General features: G+C 39.9%; 20 protein-coding genes. 1 reads left to right on the forward strand and 19 read right to left on the reverse strand.

The window, feature by feature from the left end:
- Positions 1-75: 75 nt before the first annotated feature.
- From DV702_RS10150 to DV702_RS10180, 8 genes are all read right to left on the reverse strand, one after another.
- Complete coding sequence (locus DV702_RS10150) at positions 76-2,103, reverse strand: hypothetical protein (RefSeq protein WP_114924645.1); 2,028 nt, start codon at positions 2,101-2,103, stop codon at positions 76-78.
- Between the two features lie 5 nt (positions 2,104-2,108).
- Complete coding sequence (locus tag DV702_RS10155) at positions 2,109-2,582, reverse strand: hypothetical protein (protein WP_114924646.1); 474 nt, start codon at positions 2,580-2,582, stop codon at positions 2,109-2,111.
- On the reverse strand, positions 2,575-3,546 hold the full coding sequence (locus DV702_RS10160; RefSeq protein ID WP_114924647.1) for a hypothetical protein: 972 nt from the start codon (positions 3,544-3,546) through the stop codon (positions 2,575-2,577). Before DV702_RS10160 ends, DV702_RS10155 begins: the two co-directional genes overlap by 8 nt.
- Positions 3,543-3,752 carry a hypothetical protein gene (locus DV702_RS10165; protein WP_114924648.1) on the reverse strand — a complete coding sequence of 70 codons (210 nt, stop codon included), beginning with the start codon at positions 3,750-3,752 and terminating at the stop codon, positions 3,543-3,545. The genes DV702_RS10160 and DV702_RS10165 overlap by 4 nt, the downstream gene beginning before the upstream one ends.
- Before the next feature lie 345 nt (positions 3,753-4,097).
- Entirely contained in the window at positions 4,098-5,462 is a 1,365-nt protein-coding gene (gene rlmD / locus DV702_RS10170) for a 23S rRNA (uracil(1939)-C(5))-methyltransferase RlmD (protein ID WP_114924649.1), read from the reverse strand.
- A 71-nt stretch (positions 5,463-5,533) separates the two neighbouring features.
- The gene (locus DV702_RS17225) at positions 5,534-5,668 is read right to left on the reverse strand and encodes a cytochrome bd oxidase small subunit CydS family protein (protein WP_256359798.1); all 135 of its coding nucleotides are present in this window, start codon (positions 5,666-5,668) and stop codon (positions 5,534-5,536) included.
- Between the two features lie 12 nt (positions 5,669-5,680).
- Positions 5,681-6,706 carry a cytochrome d ubiquinol oxidase subunit II gene (locus DV702_RS10175; protein ID WP_114924650.1) on the reverse strand — a complete coding sequence of 342 codons (1,026 nt, stop codon included), beginning with the start codon at positions 6,704-6,706 and terminating at the stop codon, positions 5,681-5,683.
- Positions 6,703-8,040, reverse strand: a complete 1,338-nt coding sequence (locus tag DV702_RS10180) for a cytochrome ubiquinol oxidase subunit I (RefSeq protein WP_371682699.1) — start codon at positions 8,038-8,040, stop codon at positions 6,703-6,705. The genes DV702_RS10175 and DV702_RS10180 overlap by 4 nt, the downstream gene beginning before the upstream one ends.
- 306 nt (positions 8,041-8,346) lie before the next feature.
- Between DV702_RS10180 and DV702_RS10185 the strand changes: the two genes are divergently transcribed.
- Positions 8,347-8,778 carry an NUDIX hydrolase gene (locus DV702_RS10185; protein ID WP_114924651.1) on the forward strand — a complete coding sequence of 144 codons (432 nt, stop codon included), beginning with the start codon at positions 8,347-8,349 and terminating at the stop codon, positions 8,776-8,778.
- Between the two features lie 107 nt (positions 8,779-8,885).
- Here the strand turns inward: DV702_RS10185 and DV702_RS10190 are convergent, their stop codons facing one another.
- The 11 genes from DV702_RS10190 to DV702_RS10240 all read right to left on the reverse strand — a co-directional run bounded on the left by DV702_RS10190 (position 8,886) and on the right by DV702_RS10240 (position 22,640).
- Positions 8,886-9,797, reverse strand: coding sequence for a diacylglycerol kinase (locus DV702_RS10190; RefSeq protein ID WP_114924652.1), 912 nt, complete (start codon positions 9,795-9,797; stop codon positions 8,886-8,888).
- A gap of 198 nt (positions 9,798-9,995) precedes the next feature.
- A complete protein-coding gene (gatB, locus tag DV702_RS10195; protein WP_114924653.1) occupies positions 9,996-11,426 on the reverse strand; it encodes an Asp-tRNA(Asn)/Glu-tRNA(Gln) amidotransferase subunit GatB in 1,431 nt (476 codons plus the stop codon).
- Between the two features lie 2 nt (positions 11,427-11,428).
- Positions 11,429-12,892: an Asp-tRNA(Asn)/Glu-tRNA(Gln) amidotransferase subunit GatA gene (gene gatA, locus DV702_RS10200; RefSeq protein ID WP_114924654.1), complete on the reverse strand. Its 1,464-nt coding sequence runs from the start codon at positions 12,890-12,892 to the stop codon at positions 11,429-11,431.
- A 53-nt stretch (positions 12,893-12,945) separates the two neighbouring features.
- The gene (gatC, locus tag DV702_RS10205) at positions 12,946-13,233 is read right to left on the reverse strand and encodes an Asp-tRNA(Asn)/Glu-tRNA(Gln) amidotransferase subunit GatC (protein WP_114924655.1); all 288 of its coding nucleotides are present in this window, start codon (positions 13,231-13,233) and stop codon (positions 12,946-12,948) included.
- A gap of 89 nt (positions 13,234-13,322) precedes the next feature.
- Entirely contained in the window at positions 13,323-14,456 is a 1,134-nt protein-coding gene (locus tag DV702_RS10210) for a CamS family sex pheromone protein (RefSeq protein WP_114924656.1), read from the reverse strand.
- The gene (ligA, locus tag DV702_RS10215; RefSeq protein WP_114924657.1) at positions 14,440-16,467 is read right to left on the reverse strand and encodes an NAD-dependent DNA ligase LigA; all 2,028 of its coding nucleotides are present in this window, start codon (positions 16,465-16,467) and stop codon (positions 14,440-14,442) included. Before ligA ends, DV702_RS10210 begins: the two co-directional genes overlap by 17 nt.
- Before the next feature lie 29 nt (positions 16,468-16,496).
- Entirely contained in the window at positions 16,497-18,731 is a 2,235-nt protein-coding gene (gene pcrA, locus DV702_RS10220) for a DNA helicase PcrA (RefSeq protein WP_114924658.1), read from the reverse strand.
- A 45-nt stretch (positions 18,732-18,776) separates the two neighbouring features.
- Positions 18,777-19,475 (reverse strand): heptaprenylglyceryl phosphate synthase, encoded by a 699-nt coding sequence (locus tag DV702_RS10225; RefSeq protein WP_114924659.1) that lies wholly within the window; start codon positions 19,473-19,475, stop codon positions 18,777-18,779.
- A 97-nt stretch (positions 19,476-19,572) separates the two neighbouring features.
- Complete coding sequence (locus DV702_RS10230) at positions 19,573-19,890, reverse strand: YerC/YecD family TrpR-related protein (protein WP_114924660.1); 318 nt, start codon at positions 19,888-19,890, stop codon at positions 19,573-19,575.
- Between the two features lie 24 nt (positions 19,891-19,914).
- Positions 19,915-20,916: a DUF3048 domain-containing protein gene (locus DV702_RS10235; protein WP_114924661.1), complete on the reverse strand. Its 1,002-nt coding sequence runs from the start codon at positions 20,914-20,916 to the stop codon at positions 19,915-19,917.
- Between the two features lie 8 nt (positions 20,917-20,924).
- The gene (locus DV702_RS10240; protein WP_114924662.1) at positions 20,925-22,640 is read right to left on the reverse strand and encodes an adenine deaminase C-terminal domain-containing protein; all 1,716 of its coding nucleotides are present in this window, start codon (positions 22,638-22,640) and stop codon (positions 20,925-20,927) included.
- Between the last annotated feature and the right edge of the window lie 255 nt (positions 22,641-22,895).

Raw genomic sequence — 22,895 nt, forward strand, 5'->3', positions numbered from 1 at the left:
CTCTCCTTGAGCGAAGGCAAACAAAAAGGCCCACCACCTATTAAGTGATGAGCCGGGCTTCTTCGATTAATTTGATTATAGATTTAATTCATTAAATGCTCTATCTTGGATTATAATTCCTTTGCAACCTTCTTCAATCTTCTTAAATATTAACTCTCGAGTATCAGTCTCTTTAATTGTTATTCCTACAATCACTTGAGTTTTAGCCGCCAAATTTATTAAGCAATCTAAGAAAGCTTCCATATCCCCTACTACTATACTGTGCTGGCCAGGTTCGTCGAAAATTAGAATACCTGGATGATTTCCGTTCAATTCATTAGAAGTCTGTACTAGTGCTATTGTAAATGCCCAAATCCTTCTAATATGATCACTCGCTGATGAATCAAATTTCAAATCAAAGTTCTCTATTGTAGGCATATAAGTATCTTTCGATATCATTACTTTATTAATATCTGAAGAGCTTCTATAGCCGAATACTTTCAGGTTTGAAACAAAGTTATCTCTTAACGCATTAATTTTTCTTTCGTCCAAACTAGTAAATTTGTTTTTCGGCAATTGATTTAAATCAGCAAGATATTGTTTCCATTCATCTGATAACTGCTTAAATTCCGCTTGGGTCTCCTGTATATCTTTTTTTACTTTTTCTAATTCTTCTATTGCTATATCTAACTCTACTTTCTTATAGATAGTACTTTCTGAAACAGAACCATCAATGGCAAAAATATCATTTCTAGTAACCCTTGATAGTTGGTACAATTTTGATACTGTATTTTCTAAAATACTTATTTTATCATCAGTATTTTTTATATTTGTTTTTTTCTGTTCTATTGCAAACTCAAATAGTTTTTCCTGAGACTTTAAATGTTTAATGTTATCCTCGACACTCATTACATCTGCTATATTTTGACTCACTAGCAATGTATCAGATATTGGTTGATTGCAAGTCGGACAAATATCTTTAAATGAATTAAAGCCCTCTTTTGATCCCAAGTTCCGTAGTTTTTTAGCATCCTGGTTGTTAATAACGTCTGTTTGAATTAACTTTAAACTATTTGATAATCTATCCAAGCTTACTCTTTCACTATTTGCGCTTATTTTTAATTGTTTAATTTTTTCTTCATATTCTATAATACCTTCTTCTATTTTTCTTAGTTCCTTTTTTAATTCATGGAAATTATCAACATCTTTAGGCTTAAAATTAATTAGGTCTTGGAGCTCATTTCTTTTTAACTCAATATATTCATCAAGTTCTAAATCCCTTTCATCATCTTGATAAATAACCTTAACGGAGTGATTAGGATCTTCTAAAATCTCAACGTTCCCATTTACCCCCTTAAGCACTAAGTCCATATTCCCCAAGCTTTTAACTGTTTCCTGAAAAATTTGCTTCCACTTTTCAACAATACTATTTTCCTTTATACTTAACCTGTGCCTTAGCTTTTCATTTTTTAGAGTATCCATATCTAATAGGTATTCAATTACTCGTTTCTTGGGTTCCCGAATTCCAAAATGCGGCATACCGGAAAAGAGATCAGCCCAACCTCTCTTTTGTTCTATTAACATACTAGAAAAAATTAGTTGCAAGTACAACTTTCTTTCCTTATCATCTGTACTTGGAACACTGGGTAAATTTAATCCTAAAAATGATTCCAAAAATGTAAAGAAACCTTTATTACTTGTAGCTGAATTTTGCGAGTGGACATACATATCTTCACTTTTAATTTCTTTATCATGGATTCGATCCATCTTTGAATAAAAGACAGTCATTAAATTAGAATTCCTATTTTTCATTTTAGCTGCCCTTAAAATAGTAATATCCTTGCTACCATTAGATATCTCAAGAAATACTTTTGATTCTAAAACATTCATCTCTTCTTCGCATTCAACCTTGGTTTTAAAAGCTGAACTCAATACATTATGTCCCTTTCCACCGATGATTTCTTCTAAACCTAAACCATAATATATACTTGAAATGATTGAGCTTTTTCCAGAAGTGTTCTGTTCACTACAAATAATATTCATTTTTTGATCAAATGTATCATCAAATCCAATTATATTATTCTCCGTAATTATTTCAACTCTTACTCTCCCTATACGTATCAACTATTTCACCCCAATAATGTACTTTTTAACTTATCTATCAAATTTTCAGTAAGCTTATTTGACAATTTGTTTAAAAATTCCTTTTCTTTCACTAATAGACTTTCATCACACATAATTTTTCCGAGAAAACTTTTTCCTGAAACTGTTAGCCGAAACAATCCATTCCCTTGTTGAAACATTATTTTGTCAGCTAACATGAAATCAACCGTTTTATTGATTGTGGGATCATACCTCAATACTAAGTATTGATTACTTTCTCCATTTACATATTTCAACAGGGTATCCTTTTCCTTTTCAGAATACATTGATACTATAATTAGATGTAGTTTTGATAGTGAACAGCCACTTCTACCACATGACAACCCAAAAATTAAACAAGTAAGTGCTATTTTATAGCTCAACCTGTAATGATAGGGTACTGCATCAGGCTTCGAGTCGAAAACGATATAATCTGTTAAGATGAAATCTTCATTACCCATTTTTTATTTCTCCTTTAAATTCCATTGAACAATCAGCAAGCCATCCTGCAATCAAATCCATTTTTAGATTCATTATGGAGGCACTATTTATATGTTTAAATTCTGCTCTAAGTTTCTCTTCAAAATCATTGGATATTTCATTGAACAGTTCGGCATTCATTGATCTATCTCTATTCAACAGTGTTCTAGATGCAACATGCCTTTTATATTGACTTGCTAAATCCAAAATGTCTTTTCTGATATCAGGAAAACCTTCCCCTAACCGTTCCATAATTTCAATTCCTGAAATATATGCTGACATATACATATCTAATAATAAATTCAAATTATCATTATCAGTTTTAAAATCTGGGTTTATCGCTATAAGTTTTCTTTTAACATTTTCCACCTTTTCGTTTGGACACTTGGACCAATCAGCAGATGCATCTTGCAAAATTGCAAAACTTAGTTTTGTATCTATTAAATTACTTCTTAAGATTCTTGTAAATTCAATTCTAAAATCCTCTGCTGTTTTAATTATTATTACAAAATCATCGGAAATATAATCATAGAATTCTGGCTTACCTTCCCTAGCCTTTCTTACAAGTTCAGTTTTTTTTGTGATATGCTGAATAATTCTCTTATCTTTATATTCTGGAATAACAAAATGCCATTCCTTAATGGGAGGGAGTCCTAAACTCTTTAACACTATAGCATTTTTTTCATCTATAAATTTTGCTATATCATCGGTAACCTTAGTTCGTTGATGTGTATATAAATCATCATTCGAATAATTCATATCTTCTGGGCAATAACATTGAATTACGACTCCAGAACGTGTAAATCCTTCAATACCCCCATCACCCTTGTGTTTCGCTGGAACCTCTTGGAAGTGCTCATTTTGATGCCTCATTTTATAACAAGATATACATAAAGTTTCCCAGCTATCCCCATCCAATGAAGAATCTAAAAAATCAAGAATCATTTGTTTCTCTCCCCGGCCATATCTTTTATAGAAATAAACTTTTCTCCTGTTGGTTCTGTTTCAATAAAATTAATATCAACTACGAATTCTTTAATTGAATTTACGTATCTAACAATTGCTAGATTTAAGAGACTTCTATGTTTAACAACCATTATTTCTTTATCTAGAAAGTAATAAGGTTTAGCATCCGATATCTTATCTACCATAATGATCCCCTCTGCAATGATTAAATTTTAATTACCCATTCTTTTAATAAAATTCATTTACAAGAGGGCTCTTTTATATCTAGGAATAACTATAGCCTCATCTTACCATATTTAAATTACCCCTCTTAAGAAAAACCTCACCAAGCAGCTGGATTAAAATACAATTCGCTAGCCCAGTGGGTTTCTTTTACTTCAGTATTCACTTTTTTCGTTTACTGTAGTGATTCCGAATTCCGCGTAAAAGTAGACCCCCGAGGGTCAAAAAATCCCTCGAACCATTAGTCCGAGGGAACATAAAGCACATTTCAATTTTCATCCAAAATCCACAAAACCATTGCCACCAAGCTATTTTAACTCTATCAACGCCACGCACTCCACATGACTACTATGCGGAAACATATCCACCGGTTGCACTTCCTTCGTCCGGTACCCGCCATCCTCCAACACCCGCAAATCCCGTGCGAGTGTCCCTGGATTACAAGAAACATAAACGACTTTCTCTGGCTTGTATTTCAAAATCGTCTCTAGCAACTTCTCGTCGCAGCCTTTGCGCGGCGGATCGACGACTAATACATCAAACCGTTTACCGGTTGCGTACCACTTCGGGATAACTTCTTCTGCTGGGCCTGCTTCAAAATGCGCATTTGTAATGCCGTTTAACTGTGCATTGCGTTTCGCGTCTTCAATTGCTTGCGGAACGATTTCTACGCCGTATACTTCTTTAGCTTGCTTGGCCAAAAACAGTGAGATTGTGCCGATTCCGCAGTAGGCGTCGATCACTGTTTCATTTCCTGTAAGGTTTGCGTAATCGAGTGCCTGCTTATACAGCACTTCTGTTTGAACGGGATTGATTTGATAAAAAGAGCGGGCAGAAATTTCGAATTCTGTGTCGCCAATTCGGTCAATGATGACGTCTGAGCCATGTAACGTTACTGTTTCGTTGCCCATAATGACATTTGTGTTGGCTGTGTTAATATTTTGCATAATGGACGTGACGTTCGGAACTTGTTGCAAAATCAAGTCTACTACTGCCTGTTTTTGTGGAAACTTTTTATGGCGTGTGACGAGTACGACCATGACTTGATCCGTTTGACGGGCTTTTCTTATAATGACATGGCGAAGCATTCCTTTATGCGTTTTTTCATCGTACGTTTCAATACCTAGTTGCTGCAGCTTATATTTTAGCAGTGTCATCACTTCATCTGCTTCTGTCGTTTGGTTTAAGCAAACGTCTGTGTCTACAATTTGGTGTGTACGTGTTTTATAAAATCCGGTAATGACGCGATCATTTACGGTGTCAAATGGGATTTGGGATTTATTGCGGTAGCGCCACGGATCGTCCATTCCTTTTACTTCATGGACAGGAACGTGCGGCAATTTTGCGATGCGATCGATCACATTGCGTACGGATTTTCTTTTTTGAAGCAGTTGCGCTTCGTATGATAAATGTTGCATTTGACAGCCGCCACATGTCGGAAATACGTGGCAAGGGGGTGTCACGCGTGCATTGGATGGTTCTACGATATCTATCAATTTAGCAAAGCCATAGTTTTTCAATGTTTTCTGCACATGGACATGAACAGTTTCTCCTGGTAATGTGCCGGGGATGAACAAAGGGTAGCCATCGACTTTCGCAACGCCCGCGCCGTCATGTGTTACATCTTCTATACAAACTTGTAATTTGTCATTTTTATTTACTGCAAAACTCATAGTTATTCCTCCATCTTCATCTAACAGATATACCTAGTGTACCATGCTAGGCAAAGAAAAAAACAGACGTATCAAACGTCTGTTTTTTCACTTTTTTCTCGTACGTTTTTCGTCACTACATCGTCATTCAATACGACAAAGAATGAAAGAACAATCCCAGCAATGATGACGAGAAATGGTGCATAAAATATTAGAAATTCCTGCATAATGAATCCTCCTCACGCATGATGATCTTCTTTCCCTTTGACGTAGTCTTTATTGAACAAGAACATCCGCAACAATAAATACAACGACGGGATGAGCAACAGTAGACCGAATACGAAAGCGACAACTAGTGCGATCGCCATCGCGGGATTCGTGAAGCTATCGTAGATCGTTAAGTACGGATACAGTAAATACGGATAATGGGAAGCTCCGTAGCCGAAGAAAGCAAACACGAATTGACCTGCCAGCAAGCCAAAAGCGAGCCCGTATTGTCGGCGTTTCCAAATAAGAAATACTGTCCCTAAAAACAACACGAATGACAATAAAAACAGTGGCCAGAAACGCTGAATATTTTCATAGTGAAGCGGATTATGTCTACGTAACTCTACAATAATCCCAGCCGCTGTAATGATCGTTGGCAACGCCCAAATGAGCGCGTACTTTCTCAATAGATCAGTTGCTTCTACATCTCCTGCTTTATTTGCGTACCATGTAAGAAATGCCGCTGAAATATATAGTGTAGCAGCAAGACTGAGGACAACGATCGCCCATGTCAACGGACTTGTGAACAACTTCCAATAATCTAACACTGGCTGTCCGTCGATCAGCTCTACGAATCCACCTTCTGATATGGTCAGGACGATAGACAGCGACGCCGGTAGTAAAAGTCCCGCTATTCCATAAGCAAATGAATAGCCTTTATGTCCTCGTGCACCGTACGTTTCAAATGCATAATACGAGCCACGGATCGCCAGCAAAATAATCCCGAAACTCACCGGTACGAGCAATGTCGTTCCATAATAAAATGCTGTTTTCGGGAAGAACCCGATCATCCCGACGAAGAAGAAGACGAGAAAGACATTCGTTACTTCCCATACAGGAGATAAGTACCGCTGAATGACATTCGTTAGCACACGTTCTTTCCCTCTCCACACACTATAGGCATTAAAGAATCCTGCACCAAAATCGATCGCACCGACTAAAATATAGCCAAATAGAAATACCCATAATACAGTGATTCCGAGAATTTCAATTGTCATCGGATATCACCGCCTTTCTCTTGTGCTCGATCAGCAATTTCACGTTCCACTGGATTGCGTATAAACATTCGACGCAAGACGACGACACTTCCTATGCCAAGCACGATATAGAGCAATGCGAAGAGTACGAGCATCGTGTCTACGTGGCCACTAGTCGTCGCTCCTTCAGAGGTCCGCATAATATTACGTAAAATCCACGGCTGTCTCCCAACTTCCGCAAGCCACCAACCTGCTTCAAGCGACACAAAGACGAGTGGTCCTGACAACACAATGAGCCAGCGGAACAAGCGTGACTCGACGAACTTCCATTTCCGCCACATACCAAACAAGAACAATGCGGATAGTCCGAGTAATAACATACCGATCGTCACCATAATATCAAATAAATAATGGATATAAAGTGGCGGTATATCTTCTTCTGGGAATTGGTCTAATCCGATCACTTCTGCAGTCGGTGAATTATGCGCCAAAATGGACAATGCATACGGAATTTTGATCGCATATTTTACTTCACCGTCTTTCAACACTCCATATAACATGAGCGGTGCATTTTCTTCTGTTTCAAAATGCCATTCCGCAGCTGCCAATTTTTCAGGCTGGTATTCTGCTAAGTACTTTCCAGACAAGTCACCTACGAGCGCGGCACTTATGCTGAAGATTAATCCTACTTTCATCGTAAGAAGTAATGCTTTTTTATGATATACATGATCGGATCCGCGCAACAAACGGAATGCGGCAATCGCAGCTAGTAAAAAGGCTGTTGTCATATAAGCCGTTCCTAGCACGTGAGCTACTTTAGTCGGCATTGCTGGATTAAACATAGCGACTAACGGATTGACATTGATCAATTCATTGTTCACTAAATTAAAGCCTTGAGGCGCATTCATGAACGCATTGACAATCGTGATGAAAACGGCTGAAAATGACGCACCAATAGCCACTGGAATGAGTAGTAGAAAATGCTTTTTCTGATTTTCAAATCGATCCCACGTATATAAGTAAATCCCTAAAAATATCGCTTCAAAGAAAAACGCAAATGTCTCCATAAATAACGGCAACGCGATGACATTTCCTGCGAGTTCCATAAAGTTCGGCCACAACAAAGATAACTGCAGTCCGATGGCGGTACCGGTCACGACTCCGACAGCTACTGTAATGACAAATCCTCTCGCCCACCGTCGCGCAAGTAAAATATAGTGCTCATCATTCTTCTTAATACCGACCCACTGCGCAAGCATGATCATCAGCGGAACACCAACGCCGATTGTCGCATAAATAATATGAAATGATAGCGTTAGTTCTGTTAATACTCTTGAATAAAATACCGAATCCAACGAAAACACCTCCAATTTATGAAAATAATCTTCCTATAATAGAAAGCAACATAATTCCTGCTACACCAAAAGCTAGCCACATAAGCTTCCTTTCCTGCTTTTTATACATAGAGCATCACTTCCTCGAACAGACTTTCTTTACTATTTCCCGTTAATTCATTTACTATAACCTATTTGTTGAAGTTTAGACGAATATTTTGGTTTACAGTTCACAAAATTGTTGTATAATGAAAAGTTAAAATGTTTAACTTGTCAACAGAAGGGATATACAGTATAATGGGTTAAATACAGAGAGGTGAAATACAAATGAAAAGGATCAAAAGAAAAGTAATCGCATACATTACAAAAGGTGATGGTAGACATCGGAAATTGCTTGTCTACGAGCAAAAAGATCAGCCTGAAGCAGGTCTGCAAGTTCCAGGTGGTACCATTGAGCGAAATGAGTTATTACTGGATGCACTCTATCGTGAGATCGAAGAAGAGTCCGGTATCCTTAGAGACGAATTAGTATTAGAAGGTAAAGTGAAATCATCTAAATTCTTTCCAGAAGATAAAAACGTTATTTATGAACGTACCATTTTCCATTTTTCTTATATCGGTGCAGAGAAAAACGAATGGGAGTATATCGTAGAAGGTGAAGGGAAAGACGCAGGTCAATTATTCAGCTATCGTTGGATGCCGTTGCATGATGTTCCAAAACTAGCTGCTAAACAAGGAGAGGCAATTGAATACATCTGATATCGACCTGATGCTATGTACTGTACATAGTCCACTACAAAAAACGCAATAAAGACTATTCCAATGAACGATAAACGTTGATCGGAATAGTCTTTTGTTTTGCCTAATTATACTTGGTCTTGTAGACGTAACTTTTGTTTCGGAACGAACATCTCGACGTGGCGATACAAGTTTTGGAAAGTTGCTGGCAACACACCACCGTACTCCCCGTCCAGATTTAGCAATACTTCATCTTTTGACGTCACTACTATTTTTTCCGCCTTGGCAGACACGACTAGAGGATCATCTAAATGCTCTCCCCTTGAAGCTAGTGTCACTACCCGAATGAACTCCGCTATATTACATTTTTTCAATATAAGCAACGTAAAGTATCCATCGTTAATACTCGAGTCAGGTGCCAACTTTTCAAACCCGCCTACTGAATTGGTCAAACCGATTAGAAACATCATCGCTTCTTCATCGAATACATTTCCATCATACTCTATACGCAAATGACTGGAATGAATAGAAGGCAACATTTCAATCCCTTTTAAGTAATAGGCTAGTTGTCCAATCACTGTTTTCAATCGGCTAGGCACTTCATACGTTAACTCCGTCATTCGTCCGCCACCCGCAATATTAATAAAGTACCGGTCGTTCATCATCCCTACGTCTACTGGAGTTGTTTCTCCTTTGCAGATGATGTCAACAGCTTCATTAATCTCTCGCGGTATACGGAGGGCTCGGGCGAAATCATTCGTCGTTCCTATAGGAATCAATCCAATTTTCGGACGTTTTTCAAAATGCCCAACACCTTCTACTACTTCATTGAGTGTCCCGTCTCCACCAGCTGCAATGACAATGTCAAATCCTCTTTCAACGGCATGCTTCGCTGCAACAGTCGCGTCACCCTCACATGTCGTAGCGTGCGCAGATGTTTCATAGCCTGCGTTTTCAAGCTTTTCGAGGACTTCTGCCAAATGCTTGCGAAAAACTTCTCTTCCAGCTGTTGGATTATAAATGATACGTGCACGTTTCATACACTTTCCCCTCGATCCTTTCATGTCTGAATCCACTGATCAAACGATGTCCTACCTAGTATGGAAATTTCTTATGTTATTCATTCAGCGGTTGTATAACCGGTAACTACGTTGCGCGACATTATTGATTATAATCAAAAAACGCCCAGGATTGGACTGTCCTGTCTCCCCTGAAACGTTTTTCGATCAAACTATTTATTATCGCTTTTGAATTTCTTCCATTAATAATTTATTAACAAGCGGTGGGTTAGCTTGTCCTTTTGTCGCTTTCATCACTTGTCCGACTAAGAAGCCAACCGCGCGTTCTTTACCGTTCTTAAAGTCTTCAATCGACTGTTCATTGTTATCTAGGATTTCCGTAATAATTGTACGCAATGTACCTTCATCCGAAATTTGAACTAGACCTTTTTCTTTGACGATATCTGCAGGGTTTCCACCTTTTTTCACAAGTTCGACGAATACTTTCTTCGCGATTTTAGAAGAAATCGTACCATCTGTGATGAGCTTAACTAACTGCGCCAAACTTTCAGCTGTCAATGGCGTATCATGCAATTCTTTGGATTCTGCATTTAAATAGGCAGAGACGTCGCCCATTAACCAGTTAGAAGCTAATTTAGGTTCAGCTCCAGCTTTAACTGTCGCATCGAAGAAATCAGACATTTCTTTCGTCAATGTTAATACATGTGCGTCATACTCTGGCAGACCCATTTCGGATACGTAACGCGCTTTACGTGCATCTGGCAATTCTGGAATTTCTGCGCGTACGCGATCCATCCACTCTTGGTCGATATGCACTTCTGGTAGATCCGGATCATTGATGAAACGGTAATCATTTGCACTACCTTTAATACGCATCAATACCGTTTCTCCAGTCGCTTCATCGTAACGACGTGTTTCTTGTTGAATCGTTCCACCCGAAAGCAAGATTTTCTCTTGACGTGCCACTTCGTTTTCAATTCCACGACGGATAAAGTTAAAAGAGTTTAAGTTTTTCAATTCTGTCTTTGTGCCGAATTGTTCTTGACCGAAAGGACGCAATGAAATATTCGCATCACAACGTAGAGAACCTTCTTCCATGCGGACATCAGATACGCCCGTATATTGGATGATTGCTTTCAATTTTTCCAAGAACGCGTAGGCCTCTTCAGGAGAACGTACATCTGCTTCTGTAACAATTTCAATTAACGGTGTCCCTTGACGGTTTAAGTCTACTAATGAATAGCCGTTATCGGAGTGAGTTAACTTTCCAGCATCTTCTTCTAAATGTACGCGTTCAATACGAATTTTCTTTTTCTTACCATCTACTTCAATCTCAATCCAACCATTCGAACCTACAGGACGCTTATCCTGTGAGATTTGGTATGCCTTTGGATTGTCCGGATAAAAGTAATGTTTACGGTCGAAGTTCATAACAGGTGCTACATCACAGTTTAACGCCATGGATGCCTTCATACCGAACTCGATTGCTTTTTTATTTAGCGTAGGTAAGACACCTGGATAAGCGATGTCTGTTACGTGAATATTTTTGTTTGGCTCGGCACCGAAATGAGCCGGTGCAGGAGACATGATTTTTGTATCTGTTTTAAGTTCTACGTGGATTTCAAGACCAACAATAGTTTCGAAGTTCATGATTAGTTCCCCTCCTGAATCGATGGAGTGCGTTTATGGAAATCAGTAGCTTGCTCATACGCATGAGCTACTTTATATAGCGTTTCTTCATCAAAATGTTTACCCATGATTTGCATGCCCACTGGTAGTTCATTGACGAAACCACATGGCACAGAAAGCGCAGGACGCCCAGTTAAGTTTGCTGGCACTGCTAATACGTCATTCGCGTAATGAACGAGTTGGTCGCCACCTGTTTCACCTAACTTAAATGCTGTAGTTGCAGCAGTTGGTCCAATGACTACATCGTATGTTTCAAATACTTCATTGAAGTCTTGTGCGATTAATGTACGGACTTTTTGTGCACGTACGTAAAGATCTTCGTGATGATCTGCACTCATTGCATACGTTCCAAAAATCAAGCGCTTCTTCACTTCTTCACCAAAGCCTTCTTGACGTGTACGGAAATACGCCTGCTCCAAGTTTTCTGCATTCTCTGTATGATAGCCGTAACGCAACCCGTCAAAGCGAGAGTAGTTCGACTGTGCTTCTGATGAAGATAGTACGTAATACGTTGAAGGTGCGTATTGAATATGTGGTAATTCCACTTCTTCACATACAGCGCCCAGTGATTCCAATACACGTATTGCTTCTTTAACTGTTGCCGCTACATCCGCATCTACACCTTCGCCCAAATAAGAAGATGGAACCGCTACTTTCAATCCTTTAATATCTCCAGTTAACGCTTTTGTGAAATCTGGTACGGACTTAGCAGACGATGAACTGTCATTTTCATCTTCTCCAGAAATTACGCTCAATAATAATGCGTTGTCTTCTACTGTACGTGATAATGTACCAATTTGGTCGAGTGAAGAAGCAAATGCCGTTAAACCAAAACGTGATACACGACCGTATGTAGGCTTCATCCCGACAACTCCACAAAAAGCAGCCGGCTGTCGAACCGATCCACCTGTATCTGAACCTAATGACAATGGAACTTCACCTGCCGCAACCGCTGCTGCAGATCCACCTGAAGAGCCGCCTGGCACATAGTCTGTATTCCATGGATTTAACGTGTTACCGAAATAAGACGTTTCAGTAGTTGAGCCCATCGCGAACTCATCCATATTTAATTTACCTACGTTCACTGCTCCAGCAGCTTCTAATTTATTCATCACTGTTGCATTATATACGGGCACGAAATTCTCAAGCATTTTACTCGCACATGTCGTTGTCATATCCAGTGTGACGATATTATCTTTAATACCGATTGGCACGCCGAATAAACGACCGCGCGCGTCTGTTTCCACTTGATCCAACTGCTCTGCACGTGCTTTCGCTTCATCTGTCGCTACATGAATGAATGCATTGATTTTCTCATCTATTTGTTCAATTGTTTGTAACGTTTGTTCCGTTACTTCCTTTACCGTTACTTCACCCTTTTGTAACAGGGCTTGAAGTTCTGTGGCTGTTTTACTAGTTAACGTCATCACTTTTCCTCCTACTATCATTGTGCTCTGAATATTTTTCAAGCAGCAAAATCTTATAGAATATCGGGTACTTTAATAGAGCCGTCTTCTTGATCTTCTGCACTGGCTAGCATGATTTCGCGGTCCAAAATGTCTTTTGGCTGATCTTCACGCAACACGTTGATCATAGCAATAGGATGTGTCATCGGTTCTACATTTGTAACATCTACTTCTTTTAAATCACTGACGCTTTCAATCAAATCTGCAATTTTCGCAGAGAAAGTTTCTTTGTCTTCTTCGGAAACGCCAATACGGATAAAGTCCGCAAAATATTTGACGTCATCTTTTGAAAATGTTGTCATACATCGTTCCTCCTCATTTTGCAATCGTACAATTCATCATACCACCTATTTAGACCATTGGAAAGTTCGTAATGCCTATAACTGCCATGTTAATAGCCGTAGACGTGAACGAGCGGCTCATTCCTGCTTCCGTCATCCACAATCAACACTTCTGGACCGTTAACAGACGTGACACTCACTTCGATCGGAACGTCTTCAAAATGGATCTTTACGAGTGAAGTTAAATACTGCGAGAAACTAATAAGTTCACTTTTTCCGAAAAACTGAATAGGAATTTCTACATGCAGCGACTTCAGCTTCTGATCTTTATAAAACGCAGTGCCGACCACGTTTACAAAGCTCGGAAAATAATCATCAATATCTTGTTTGAACTTTTTAAACGTCGTATTAAGATCTCGGTAGTTCCCCGTAGATGAAGTGGCCGGCAATAATACATACGTTTCATCCACTTCTTTCCATCCGGTAAATTCATTTTTTCCTTTGCCGGCAAATGAAGTGGCAAAATATGTGCCCGGCACGATATCATTACGGCTGTTTTGCTTAAACAAACCGATAGCGATCGGAATATCCGCAAGTTCAGGCTTACTGCGCAGACGAGATAGGATGATATCAGCCATTTGTTTCCCTTTTTCTTCGATCACTTTGTCATCTATCGAGCGTTCATTGCCTTCACGAGGATAGTAAACAGAATTCATAGCAAGTCCAATCGTCATACCGGCCAATTTCACTTTTTTATCATCCGTCATCTGTAAGTAATTTTGTTCTACAATATGTGCTAAGTAAATAGGTGCCTGTTCAGCGATTTGTGCTGGTGACATATCATCTGTAATCGCCGGATTCAGACCTGCTTCATAATTCGACTTTCTAGAAATCCATTCCTTCGCAGTATCCCGATCAATGTACTGACCTTCTTGGAAGAAGTATTTTTCTGTGTCAAAATACTGAGTAGAAAGTCTCAGCAATCCTTCTTCTACTTCCGCCATATCATATTTCGTATTCAAATTACTGACAACTAACCCTTTGCTGGCACTTTTTTTGAATGGAACAGGTGTCCGGTAATATTCTTTTTTAATTTGTTCCTCAGGAATGATGACCATTTCCTGATCATTTTCTTCTGATTCCTGCAGTGCTTTTTCTTGATCGTCAGTAGGCGACGGTACACATCCCGACAGCAGAAATGCTAATAGGAGGCCCGGCAAAAACCATTTATTCATTGTTTTCATTCATATCCACTCCAAGGGCCTCAAGCATCGCTTGTTCATCCCAAATTTCAATTTTCAACTCTCGGGCTTTTGCTAGTTTGGAACCTGCATCTTCCCCTGCTATGACTAAGTCTGTTTTTTTACTGACACTTCCGCTGACTGTTCCACCGAGTGCTTCGATTTTTTCTTTTGCCTCTCCGCGTGTCAACCCAGTAAGTTTGCCCGTCAATACAATAGTTTTACCAACGAACGGACCAGTCGTTGGCAATTCTTCACGTGTCACACCTTTGTACGTCGTATTCACACCATATGATCGTAATTTATTCATCACGTCATGTACTTCTTCTGTGTCAAAATACGCTGTGACGGCATCGGCAACAATTTCCCCAATTTCAAAAATGGTGACCAGTTGCTCTTTTTCAGCCTTTTCCAATGCATCGAGCGTACGGAACTCTTGCGCCAATATACTAGCAACCTTTTCACCGACGTGACGAATCCCAAGTCCAAATAATAACTTTTCCAAAGAATTTTCTTTCGACTGTTCAATGGCCGTCAAAATATTTGTAGCTGATTTTTCTCCAATTCGTTCAAGGCTACAAAGCTGTTCTTTCGTCAGTATATAAAGGTCTGAAACGTCTTGTACGAGAGCGGCTCTGTACAATTGCTCTACTAGCTTTTCGCCAATCCCTTCAATATTCATCGCTTTCCTAGATACAAAATGAATGAGTGCTTCCTTCATCTGTGCGGGACATTTCGGGTTTACGCAACGTAATGCTACTTCTCCTTCAATCCGCAATAACTCTGCACTACATACAGGACAAGTTTCCGGCATATGGAACGGCTGTTCATCTCCTGTCCGTTCATCTGTTACGGCCATGACGATTTCCGGAATAATATCACCCGCTTTTCGTAAAACAACCGTATCCCCGATGCGAATATCTTTTTCAGTAATGAGGTCTTCATTGTGCAGCGAAGCGCGTCCGACTGTTGTACCCGCCACGAGTACTGGTTCAAGAATAGCGGTAGGAGTCACTACACCTGTACGTCCGACACTTAGTTCAATATCGAGTAATTTGGTGCGCACTTCTTCAGCGGGAAACTTATAAGCGATTGCCCAACGTGGACTTTTTGCAGTGTAGCCAAGCTGTTCCTGTGATTCAAAATTATCTACTTTAATGACGATTCCATCAATTTCATAATCGAGTGACTGACGATTTTCTGTCCAATATGCTACATATTCCAGCACTTCTTCAATCGTCGTACAACGTTTACGTTCTGTGTTTGTCGTCAGTCCAATAGCAGCCATTTTATCGAGCGCCTCGGAATGACTGTCCAAACCATACACTTCTGCATCTCCACCGACTGCATAAATGAACGTAGCTAAATTACGACTGGCTGCAATTTGCGGATCTAGTTGGCGCAATGAACCTGCTGCCGCGTTTCGCGGATTAGCAAATGGCACTTCACCCGCTTCATCACGATCTGCATTCAACTTGGCGAATGATTGCTTCGGCATATACGCTTCTCCGCGCACTTCAATCGTCAGTGATTCTTTTAACTGAATAGGAACTGAGCGAATCGTTTTTATATTCGCAGTAATATCTTCCCCTACTGTGCCGTCTCCGCGAGTCGCCCCTTGAACGAAGCGTCCGTCTTCATATTGCAATGAAACTGCAAGACCATCTATTTTCAACTCACAGACATACAGTACTTCACCTGCCGCTTCTTTCACACGTCGGTCAAAGTCTCGCAAATCTGCTTCACTAAATGCATTGGCCAAGCTGAGCATCGGATGTCGATGTACGACTTTGCTAAATACTTCGAGTGCTTTGCCCCCCACTCGCTGCGTCGGTGAGTCAGGCATGATCAAATCAGGATATTTTGCTTCAATCGCAAGTAACTCCTGCATCTTTTCATCATACTCCGAATCCGGAACCTTTGGAGCATCTAAATCATAATAAGCATGTCCATAATCATGCAGGATCTTATTCAACTCTGCTACTCGTTTTTCTAGTTCTTGGACGTCATCCATCCGTTCTCCACACTCCTTAGGGAAATGCTTTATTGTTTTTCAATTGGTGCAAATTTTGCCAACAGGCGCTTAATGCCGACTGGGTTTGGAAACGCAATATCAAGTTCTAAATCATCCGCCTCACTTTTGACACTGACAACCGTGCCAACGCCCCACTTTTTATGAGCCGCTTTATCGCCTGGTTTCCACTGCAACTTTTCACCGCCACTCTCATTGTAGACGGGACGTTTCACTGCTGGACGGACTCTCGGTTTAGTAGGTGCACGATCAAACGGCACTGTCATTCCATTATCTTTCGCCAATGTATCTGTTAACTCTTCTGATATTTCATTGAGGAAACGGGATGGTTGATTGAAATTCGATTTACCGAATAGCATCCGGTAACCCGCACATGTCAAATACAGCCGCTGTTCTGCGCGAGTAATCGCGACATAAGCTAACCGTCTTTCCTCTTCCATCTCTTCATCATCTGCAATCGCACGGATATGCGGGAAGATATTCTCCTCCATTCCGATGACGAAGACGACCGGAAATTCAAGACCTTTCGCAGCATGCATCGTCATTAAGACGATCTTTTCGGCAGAAGAGTTCTCTTCTTTATCCAATGTGTCGATATCTGCAACTAACGCGAGATCAGTAAGAAACGCGACAAGCGTATTTTCACTTTCCTCTTCTTTTGCCCGCTTTTCAAACGCTTCGGTAACTGACAGGAATTCTTCGATGTTTTCCAAACGGCTTTCCGCTTCAATCGACTTCTCTTTTTCCAGCATGTCACGGTAGCCCGACTTTTCAATAACTTCCTTTACCAATTCCGTCACAGACAAGTATTCCTGCATTTTTGTAAATCCTTCAATCATCTCGCGGAACTTATACGCTTCATTGGCTGCTCGCGCCGGTAACCCCATAAAATCTACTTCTTGAAGTGAATCAAAAATTGAACGATCATTTTCTAGTGCGAATACAGCCATGCGTTCAAATGAGGTCGCCCCGATGCTACGTTTTGGTTCGTTAATAATTCTAGAGAACGCCAAATCATCATCGTTATTCGCAATGAGACGCAAATAAGCTAGCAAGTCTTTAATCTCTTTACGATCATAGAACTTCGTGCCGCCGACAATTGTATAATCCAAATTAGACTTCAATAAATATTCTTCAATTACACGAGATTGCGCATTGGTACGATACAGTATCGCAAATTGGTCTAGTGTTAAACCTTGTGATAGCTTTAACTCGATAATTTGTTGCACGACAAATTGTGATTCATCTTTTTCATCTTTCGCTCTATAGATGGAGATTAAATCACCTTCGGGGTTATCCGTCCGCAGTTTTTTATCGTATCTGCTTTTATTATTATCTATTACTTCATTGGCCGCTTGTAAAATTCTTTTAGTTGAGCGATAATTTTGCTCCAATAAAATAACATTCGCTTCTTTGTAATCTTTTTCAAATGATAAAATATTGCCGATATCAGCTCCGCGCCATCTATAGATCGACTGATCCGAATCCCCTACTACACAAATATTACGGAATTTCGATGCCAACATTTTCACTAGACGATACTGCGCATTGTTTGTATCTTGGTATTCGTCTACGTGTATATATTGGAACTTATTTTGATAATACTCTAGTACATCCGGTACTCGTTCGAATAGTACGAGTGTCATCATGATTAAATCATCAAAATCCATTGATTGATTTTGACGCAATTTTTTCGTGTAGCGTTCGTAAATAGTTGCGACTGTTTGCTCATACGGATTTTGCGGACTGCAATTTTTACGAAACTCGCTCGCATCGATACATTCGTTCTTCGCGTTGCTAATCGCACCAAGCATCGCCCGTGGATCGTATTGCTTCGGATCTAAATTCAGTTCTTTTAGTACTCGTTTAATCGCTGTTAGCTGATCTGCACTATCTAAAATCGTGAAGTTTTTTGACAAACCAATGCGGTCTACATTTCTACGTAATATTCGCACACACATCGAATGGAATGTCGATACCCACATTCTTTCACCAGATCCAGCACCAAGTAGTCCATCTATTCTTTCCCGCATCTCACGTGCTGCTTTATTCGTAAATGTGATAGCTAAAATATTTGATGGGTATACTTGTTTTTCCACTACTAAATAAGCAATGCGATGAGTTAATACCCGTGTTTTTCCAGAACCAGCGCCTGCCATAATGAGAAGAGGTCCTTCTGTTGTTTTGACTGCTCTCGCTTGTTCAGGGTTCATGCCTTTCAATAAATCCTCTGATAGTTTATTCATATGTGTACCGCCTTTTTAGGAACATTCGTTCTAATTGTATACTATTTACACAGACAAAGGAACTGATTTCACAGCAGCTACAGTAGCAAGAGCTGCTTTCATATCTTCATAGACAATATTCCCGACAATTACAGTATCCGCAATAGTAGCCATTTCTATAGCCTGCTCTTTTGTACGGATACCACCACCATAAAATAACCGGGTATTGTGCAATAGTTCTTTAGCAGTTTGTACCATTTTAGGATCACCATACTGTCCACTGTATTCTAAATAAAATATAGGAAGAGAAAAAAGATGTTCCGCCATGCGCGCATACGCTTGTACATCTTCTTCATCCGGAACTTGCTTTACACCGGTTAATTTAGCCGCCTTGCATTCGGGATTTACAATGCAGTATCCTTCTGTAATAATTTCATCAAAGTTCATCATATGACCGTATTCACGCAGTGCTTCATGGTGCAGACCATTTACCCATTTTGCATCTGATGTATTGAGTACTGTCGGAATGAAGTAATAGTCATAACCAGGTGTCACAGATTCCACTGTAGATACTTCTAATGCTAGAGGTACTGAATATCGGCGAAAACGCGCCAGTAAATCAAGTACATTTTCTATCGTCACCCCATCGGAACCACCGACGATCACTCCGTCTGTGCCTGATTCAGCAATACGCTCTACCTCTTCATCAGATAACTCTTTCGCTGGATCAATTTTAAATGCATGCCGCCATGTTTTATAGTCCATTCTTATGCGCACCTTCTTTTTATTATAGTTTATCATTATCATACTGCATAACAACACAAAAACCGGTAGGGATGACTACCCGGCCGGTTGGGGTTATTTATTTCTTCGGTTGGTGTTTATCAAGTTCAGGATAGAGCCGATCCAACATTAGGTTGTAACCGCCTGAACCGTAGTCTACACAGCGACGAACACGAGAAATAGTAGCTGTACTTGCACCTGTTTCTTGCTGGATATTGTCATATGTCTTTTTCAGACGTAGTTTATGCGCGACGTCTAACCGCTGTGCAAGTGATTGAACTTCACTCATTGTGCATACATCGTCAAAAAACTGGTAACATTCTTCTAAATCCTGTAGTTCTAAAATAGCTTTGAATAATTGATCTATTTGTTCACCGCGTATTTTATCTATTTGCATATTCTCGCCCTCTCTTTGTCGATTTTACGGAATATACGTGACAGTGGAAGAAAGGCTAGGAACGATATGAATCCAAGTTTGCCCGACAGTTAACGATACTGGCAAGTCTTGCTCGACTGGGAGTAAAAATCCATCTCTATTTTCCCATTCAATTTCCCTCGTAATGCCTTCATGGAATAGTATAGCTTTACCGCCAGACTGAAGATCAATCGCTAATCTTCCCTGTTGATCAATTATTTGATGATTCATCTCCATCACTAGTACATTCGATAACTCCACTCGTCGTTCATTCAACTTATCTACTGTATCTATACTATTAACGGAGCGATAATATCGATTCATTTCTTCATCGTACCGGTACGTACTGACAAACTTCGGATCGGAACTATATGCTACCGTCACGGTTGAAGCTATATCTCCTATTTTATCACTTTCTTCGGGTTTTAGGAAAGAAAAGGGCGGTGTCTTAATAATCTTTTTGACGGCATTCGTCTTTTCAAATGCTTCTTCTATATGCTGCTTAGAAATATATGAATTATGTGGTGCTTTACGATCGGATGAACGTTCAAACAAACTTCCATCATATTGCATGCCATTGACATGATCTACTACTCGATCATCTAATAACTTTTTGGCATCTGGACTGTATCCATGTGCTATAAAAAAAGCATCCATTCCTTCTGCAAAATGAACAAAATAATCACGTGCGCTGCGAACTGGTCCAATCTGATCGGGCATCTCACTTTGGAATACAGCCGCGAACCGCGTAACATTCCCTTCTGCCAGAAATTCGTACACTTGGTCTGCTTCAGCGAGACCAGACTGCGGTCTTGCTAACGGATGATTGTTCATCGTTACAACGACCGGACGATTGTCCAGCACTTCAGTTACTTGCTCCCCTGTAAATGGTGCCAGCAAATTTTGCGATGGTGTTTCTTCAGTTTGCTCTTTGGAGCGAGAACAACCACTTATACATAACAGTCCAATACATGCGGTTAAAAGCAATTTTCGTTTATTCCATTTCAAAACAGTTCCTACCTTTCTGTGTTAGGAAGTAAACATTCATTTTTCAGGACTTGAAACAAACCTACTGGCGTAATACGAACATGCGGTAAATGAACAGATTGTAAAAACAACAATGTGAAAACCATATCTCCGTGACGATATCCACGTTGTTTCAGTGCTCGCTTCATCGTTAACTCTTGCTTCATGATCATTTCCATTGGCTGATCTGATAAACCGCCACCGATAGCTAAAGGTAATGTTTCAACAATCTTTCCATTCTCAGCAATGACCATACCACCGCCGATTCTCTTTACTTCATCGAAGGCTCTTTTCATCTCTTGCCAATCCTGTCCAATTAATAATACATCTCCAGTGTTTGAATAGGAAGATGCAAATCCTTGCAACTCATCAGCAAACCCTTTTAATACGGTGTTCACTCGCCACTTTCCTTGTCTATCAAGTAATACTAAGAAACATTCATCGCTCGCAGTAATTACAGGATGCGTCAAATCGATTGTCGTTTCATACGTTTTTGTAATGACGTCATTGACCATTTGAATGCCTAAGGTTGAAGGAAATGTAAAATCTTCGTCCTTCAGTTCAAATGGCAATTTTAACGGCGGAATCTTCGACCAGTCTACGGTTTCAAATTTCTGTACCGGCTGTCCTTCTTTTACTACCCAGCGACCTTTTGATAACACATCTGTCGGTACCGGATTTCGTTCATCTTCCAAAAAGTTCAATGTCGCAAAACGTCCCGTCGCAATCACACTATGCGAGTCAGTCATGTCATAGTACCTCGCTACGTTATAAGAAGCCATTTGATAGGCGTCGATAGGTTTTACTCCCGCGTCTAGGGCGATTTGTATGCATTGATCAATAACTCCCGCCTGATAGAAGGATGGACTTGAGCCGTCCGTTGTCATCATGAGATGATCGAACACATCCCACTCTTTCTTCACTATCCCCGCCAGTAACGTCGGTAAATCAGGACGAATGGAAGAATGGCGTAGTGTCACAGCATATCCTTGTTGTAAACGAATTCCTACTTCGTCAACAGTCATCGCCTCGTGGTCGCCATCTACTCCAAGCAACTTCATTCTTGCTAATGTCCGTTCAGAAGCACCGGGAAAATGCCCTTCAATCTTCTTATTCAGTCTCTTAGATTCACTGAGACTGCTCATCATGTTTTGATCGCCTCTTAAAAGTCTTGGCCAACCTGTTAACTCCCCTGTCAATAAAACATCAGGTCGTTTGATCCACTCCAAAACATCGTCAGGATTGAAGAGCTGTTGTTCATTTTTTAACACAGTTTGTGAATCAACACGAGCCCACCAGTAAAAGCTAAATGGTAGTTCATTCAACTGATCAATAAAGGCAAAAGCGGTTTTCTGATGTAATTTTGCAAATAAAAATAAATTATCTGCTATGAATGTAGTCGTCCCACGGCGTGCCGCATATTCAGCAAACGTTTCGGAGTTGTACAGTTGAAATGGATGCACATGTGGCTCGATATAACCCGGCACGATTTTTTTCCCTGAAGCATCTATTCGCTCCGTTCCTTCAAGCTGTACAGGTAGTCGTTCCCCGACATACACGATACGATCTCCATGAATCCATATATTTCCTTGCATCCATTGTTTAAATACGGAGTGCAAGTAAGTAGCATTTTCAATCACCATATCAGGTGCTTGTTGCCCATTAATAATAGCTAATTGATTCTGAATTTCTGCTGCATTCCACATGCCAGTCACCGTCCTAATAAAATAATTGATTATTCCTCTATGCTGTTTATATCCATGCTTTATATTAAGATAGCAATTGGTTAGTCATTAGGCAAGTTACATTCGTTTTCTCCACAATTAGTTTAATAGGTAATTATAATATAAACAAATTATTCACATTACTAACAACTTACTAACAATTTATTCACTTGTAACTCACAGAATTTGATTTCGCTTTGTGGATATCTGTCTTTGTACATAAATTATCCACAGAAC

Source organism: Sporosarcina sp. PTS2304 (genome assembly GCF_003351785.1).
GTDB lineage: Bacteria > Bacillota > Bacilli > Bacillales_A > Planococcaceae > Sporosarcina.

Excerpts from the sequence above, each read along its gene's own strand:
- gatB (WP_114924653.1), bottom strand. The coding sequence starts at position 11,426 with ATGAACTTCGAAACTATTGTTGGTCTTGAAATCCACGTAGAACTTAAA.
- DV702_RS10175 (WP_114924650.1), bottom strand. The coding sequence starts at position 6,706 with ATGACAATTGAAATTCTCGGAATCACTGTATTATGGGTATTTCTATTT.
- gatA (WP_114924654.1), bottom strand. The coding sequence starts at position 12,892 with ATGACGTTAACTAGTAAAACAGCCACAGAACTTCAAGCCCTGTTACAA.
- pcrA (WP_114924658.1), bottom strand. The coding sequence starts at position 18,731 with ATGAATAAACTATCAGAGGATTTATTGAAAGGCATGAACCCTGAACAA.
- DV702_RS10155 (WP_114924646.1), bottom strand. The coding sequence starts at position 2,582 with ATGGGTAATGAAGATTTCATCTTAACAGATTATATCGTTTTCGACTCG.
- DV702_RS10185 (WP_114924651.1), top strand. The coding sequence starts at position 8,347 with ATGAAAAGGATCAAAAGAAAAGTAATCGCATACATTACAAAAGGTGAT.
- DV702_RS10225 (WP_114924659.1), bottom strand. The coding sequence starts at position 19,475 with ATGGACTATAAAACATGGCGGCATGCATTTAAAATTGATCCAGCGAAA.
- DV702_RS10160 (WP_114924647.1), bottom strand. The coding sequence starts at position 3,546 with ATGATTCTTGATTTTTTAGATTCTTCATTGGATGGGGATAGCTGGGAA.
- DV702_RS10165 (WP_114924648.1), bottom strand. The coding sequence starts at position 3,752 with ATGGTAGATAAGATATCGGATGCTAAACCTTATTACTTTCTAGATAAA.
- DV702_RS10240 (WP_114924662.1), bottom strand. The coding sequence starts at position 22,640 with ATGTGGAATGCAGCAGAAATTCAGAATCAATTAGCTATTATTAATGGG.
- DV702_RS17225 (WP_256359798.1), bottom strand. The coding sequence starts at position 5,668 with ATGCAGGAATTTCTAATATTTTATGCACCATTTCTCGTCATCATTGCT.
- DV702_RS10210 (WP_114924656.1), bottom strand. The coding sequence starts at position 14,456 with ATGAAAACAATGAATAAATGGTTTTTGCCGGGCCTCCTATTAGCATTT.
- gatC (WP_114924655.1), bottom strand. The coding sequence starts at position 13,233 with ATGACAACATTTTCAAAAGATGACGTCAAATATTTTGCGGACTTTATC.
- DV702_RS10230 (WP_114924660.1), bottom strand. The coding sequence starts at position 19,890 with ATGCAAATAGATAAAATACGCGGTGAACAAATAGATCAATTATTCAAA.
- ligA (WP_114924657.1), bottom strand. The coding sequence starts at position 16,467 with ATGGATGACGTCCAAGAACTAGAAAAACGAGTAGCAGAGTTGAATAAG.
- rlmD (WP_114924649.1), bottom strand. The coding sequence starts at position 5,462 with ATGAGTTTTGCAGTAAATAAAAATGACAAATTACAAGTTTGTATAGAA.
- DV702_RS10190 (WP_114924652.1), bottom strand. The coding sequence starts at position 9,797 with ATGAAACGTGCACGTATCATTTATAATCCAACAGCTGGAAGAGAAGTT.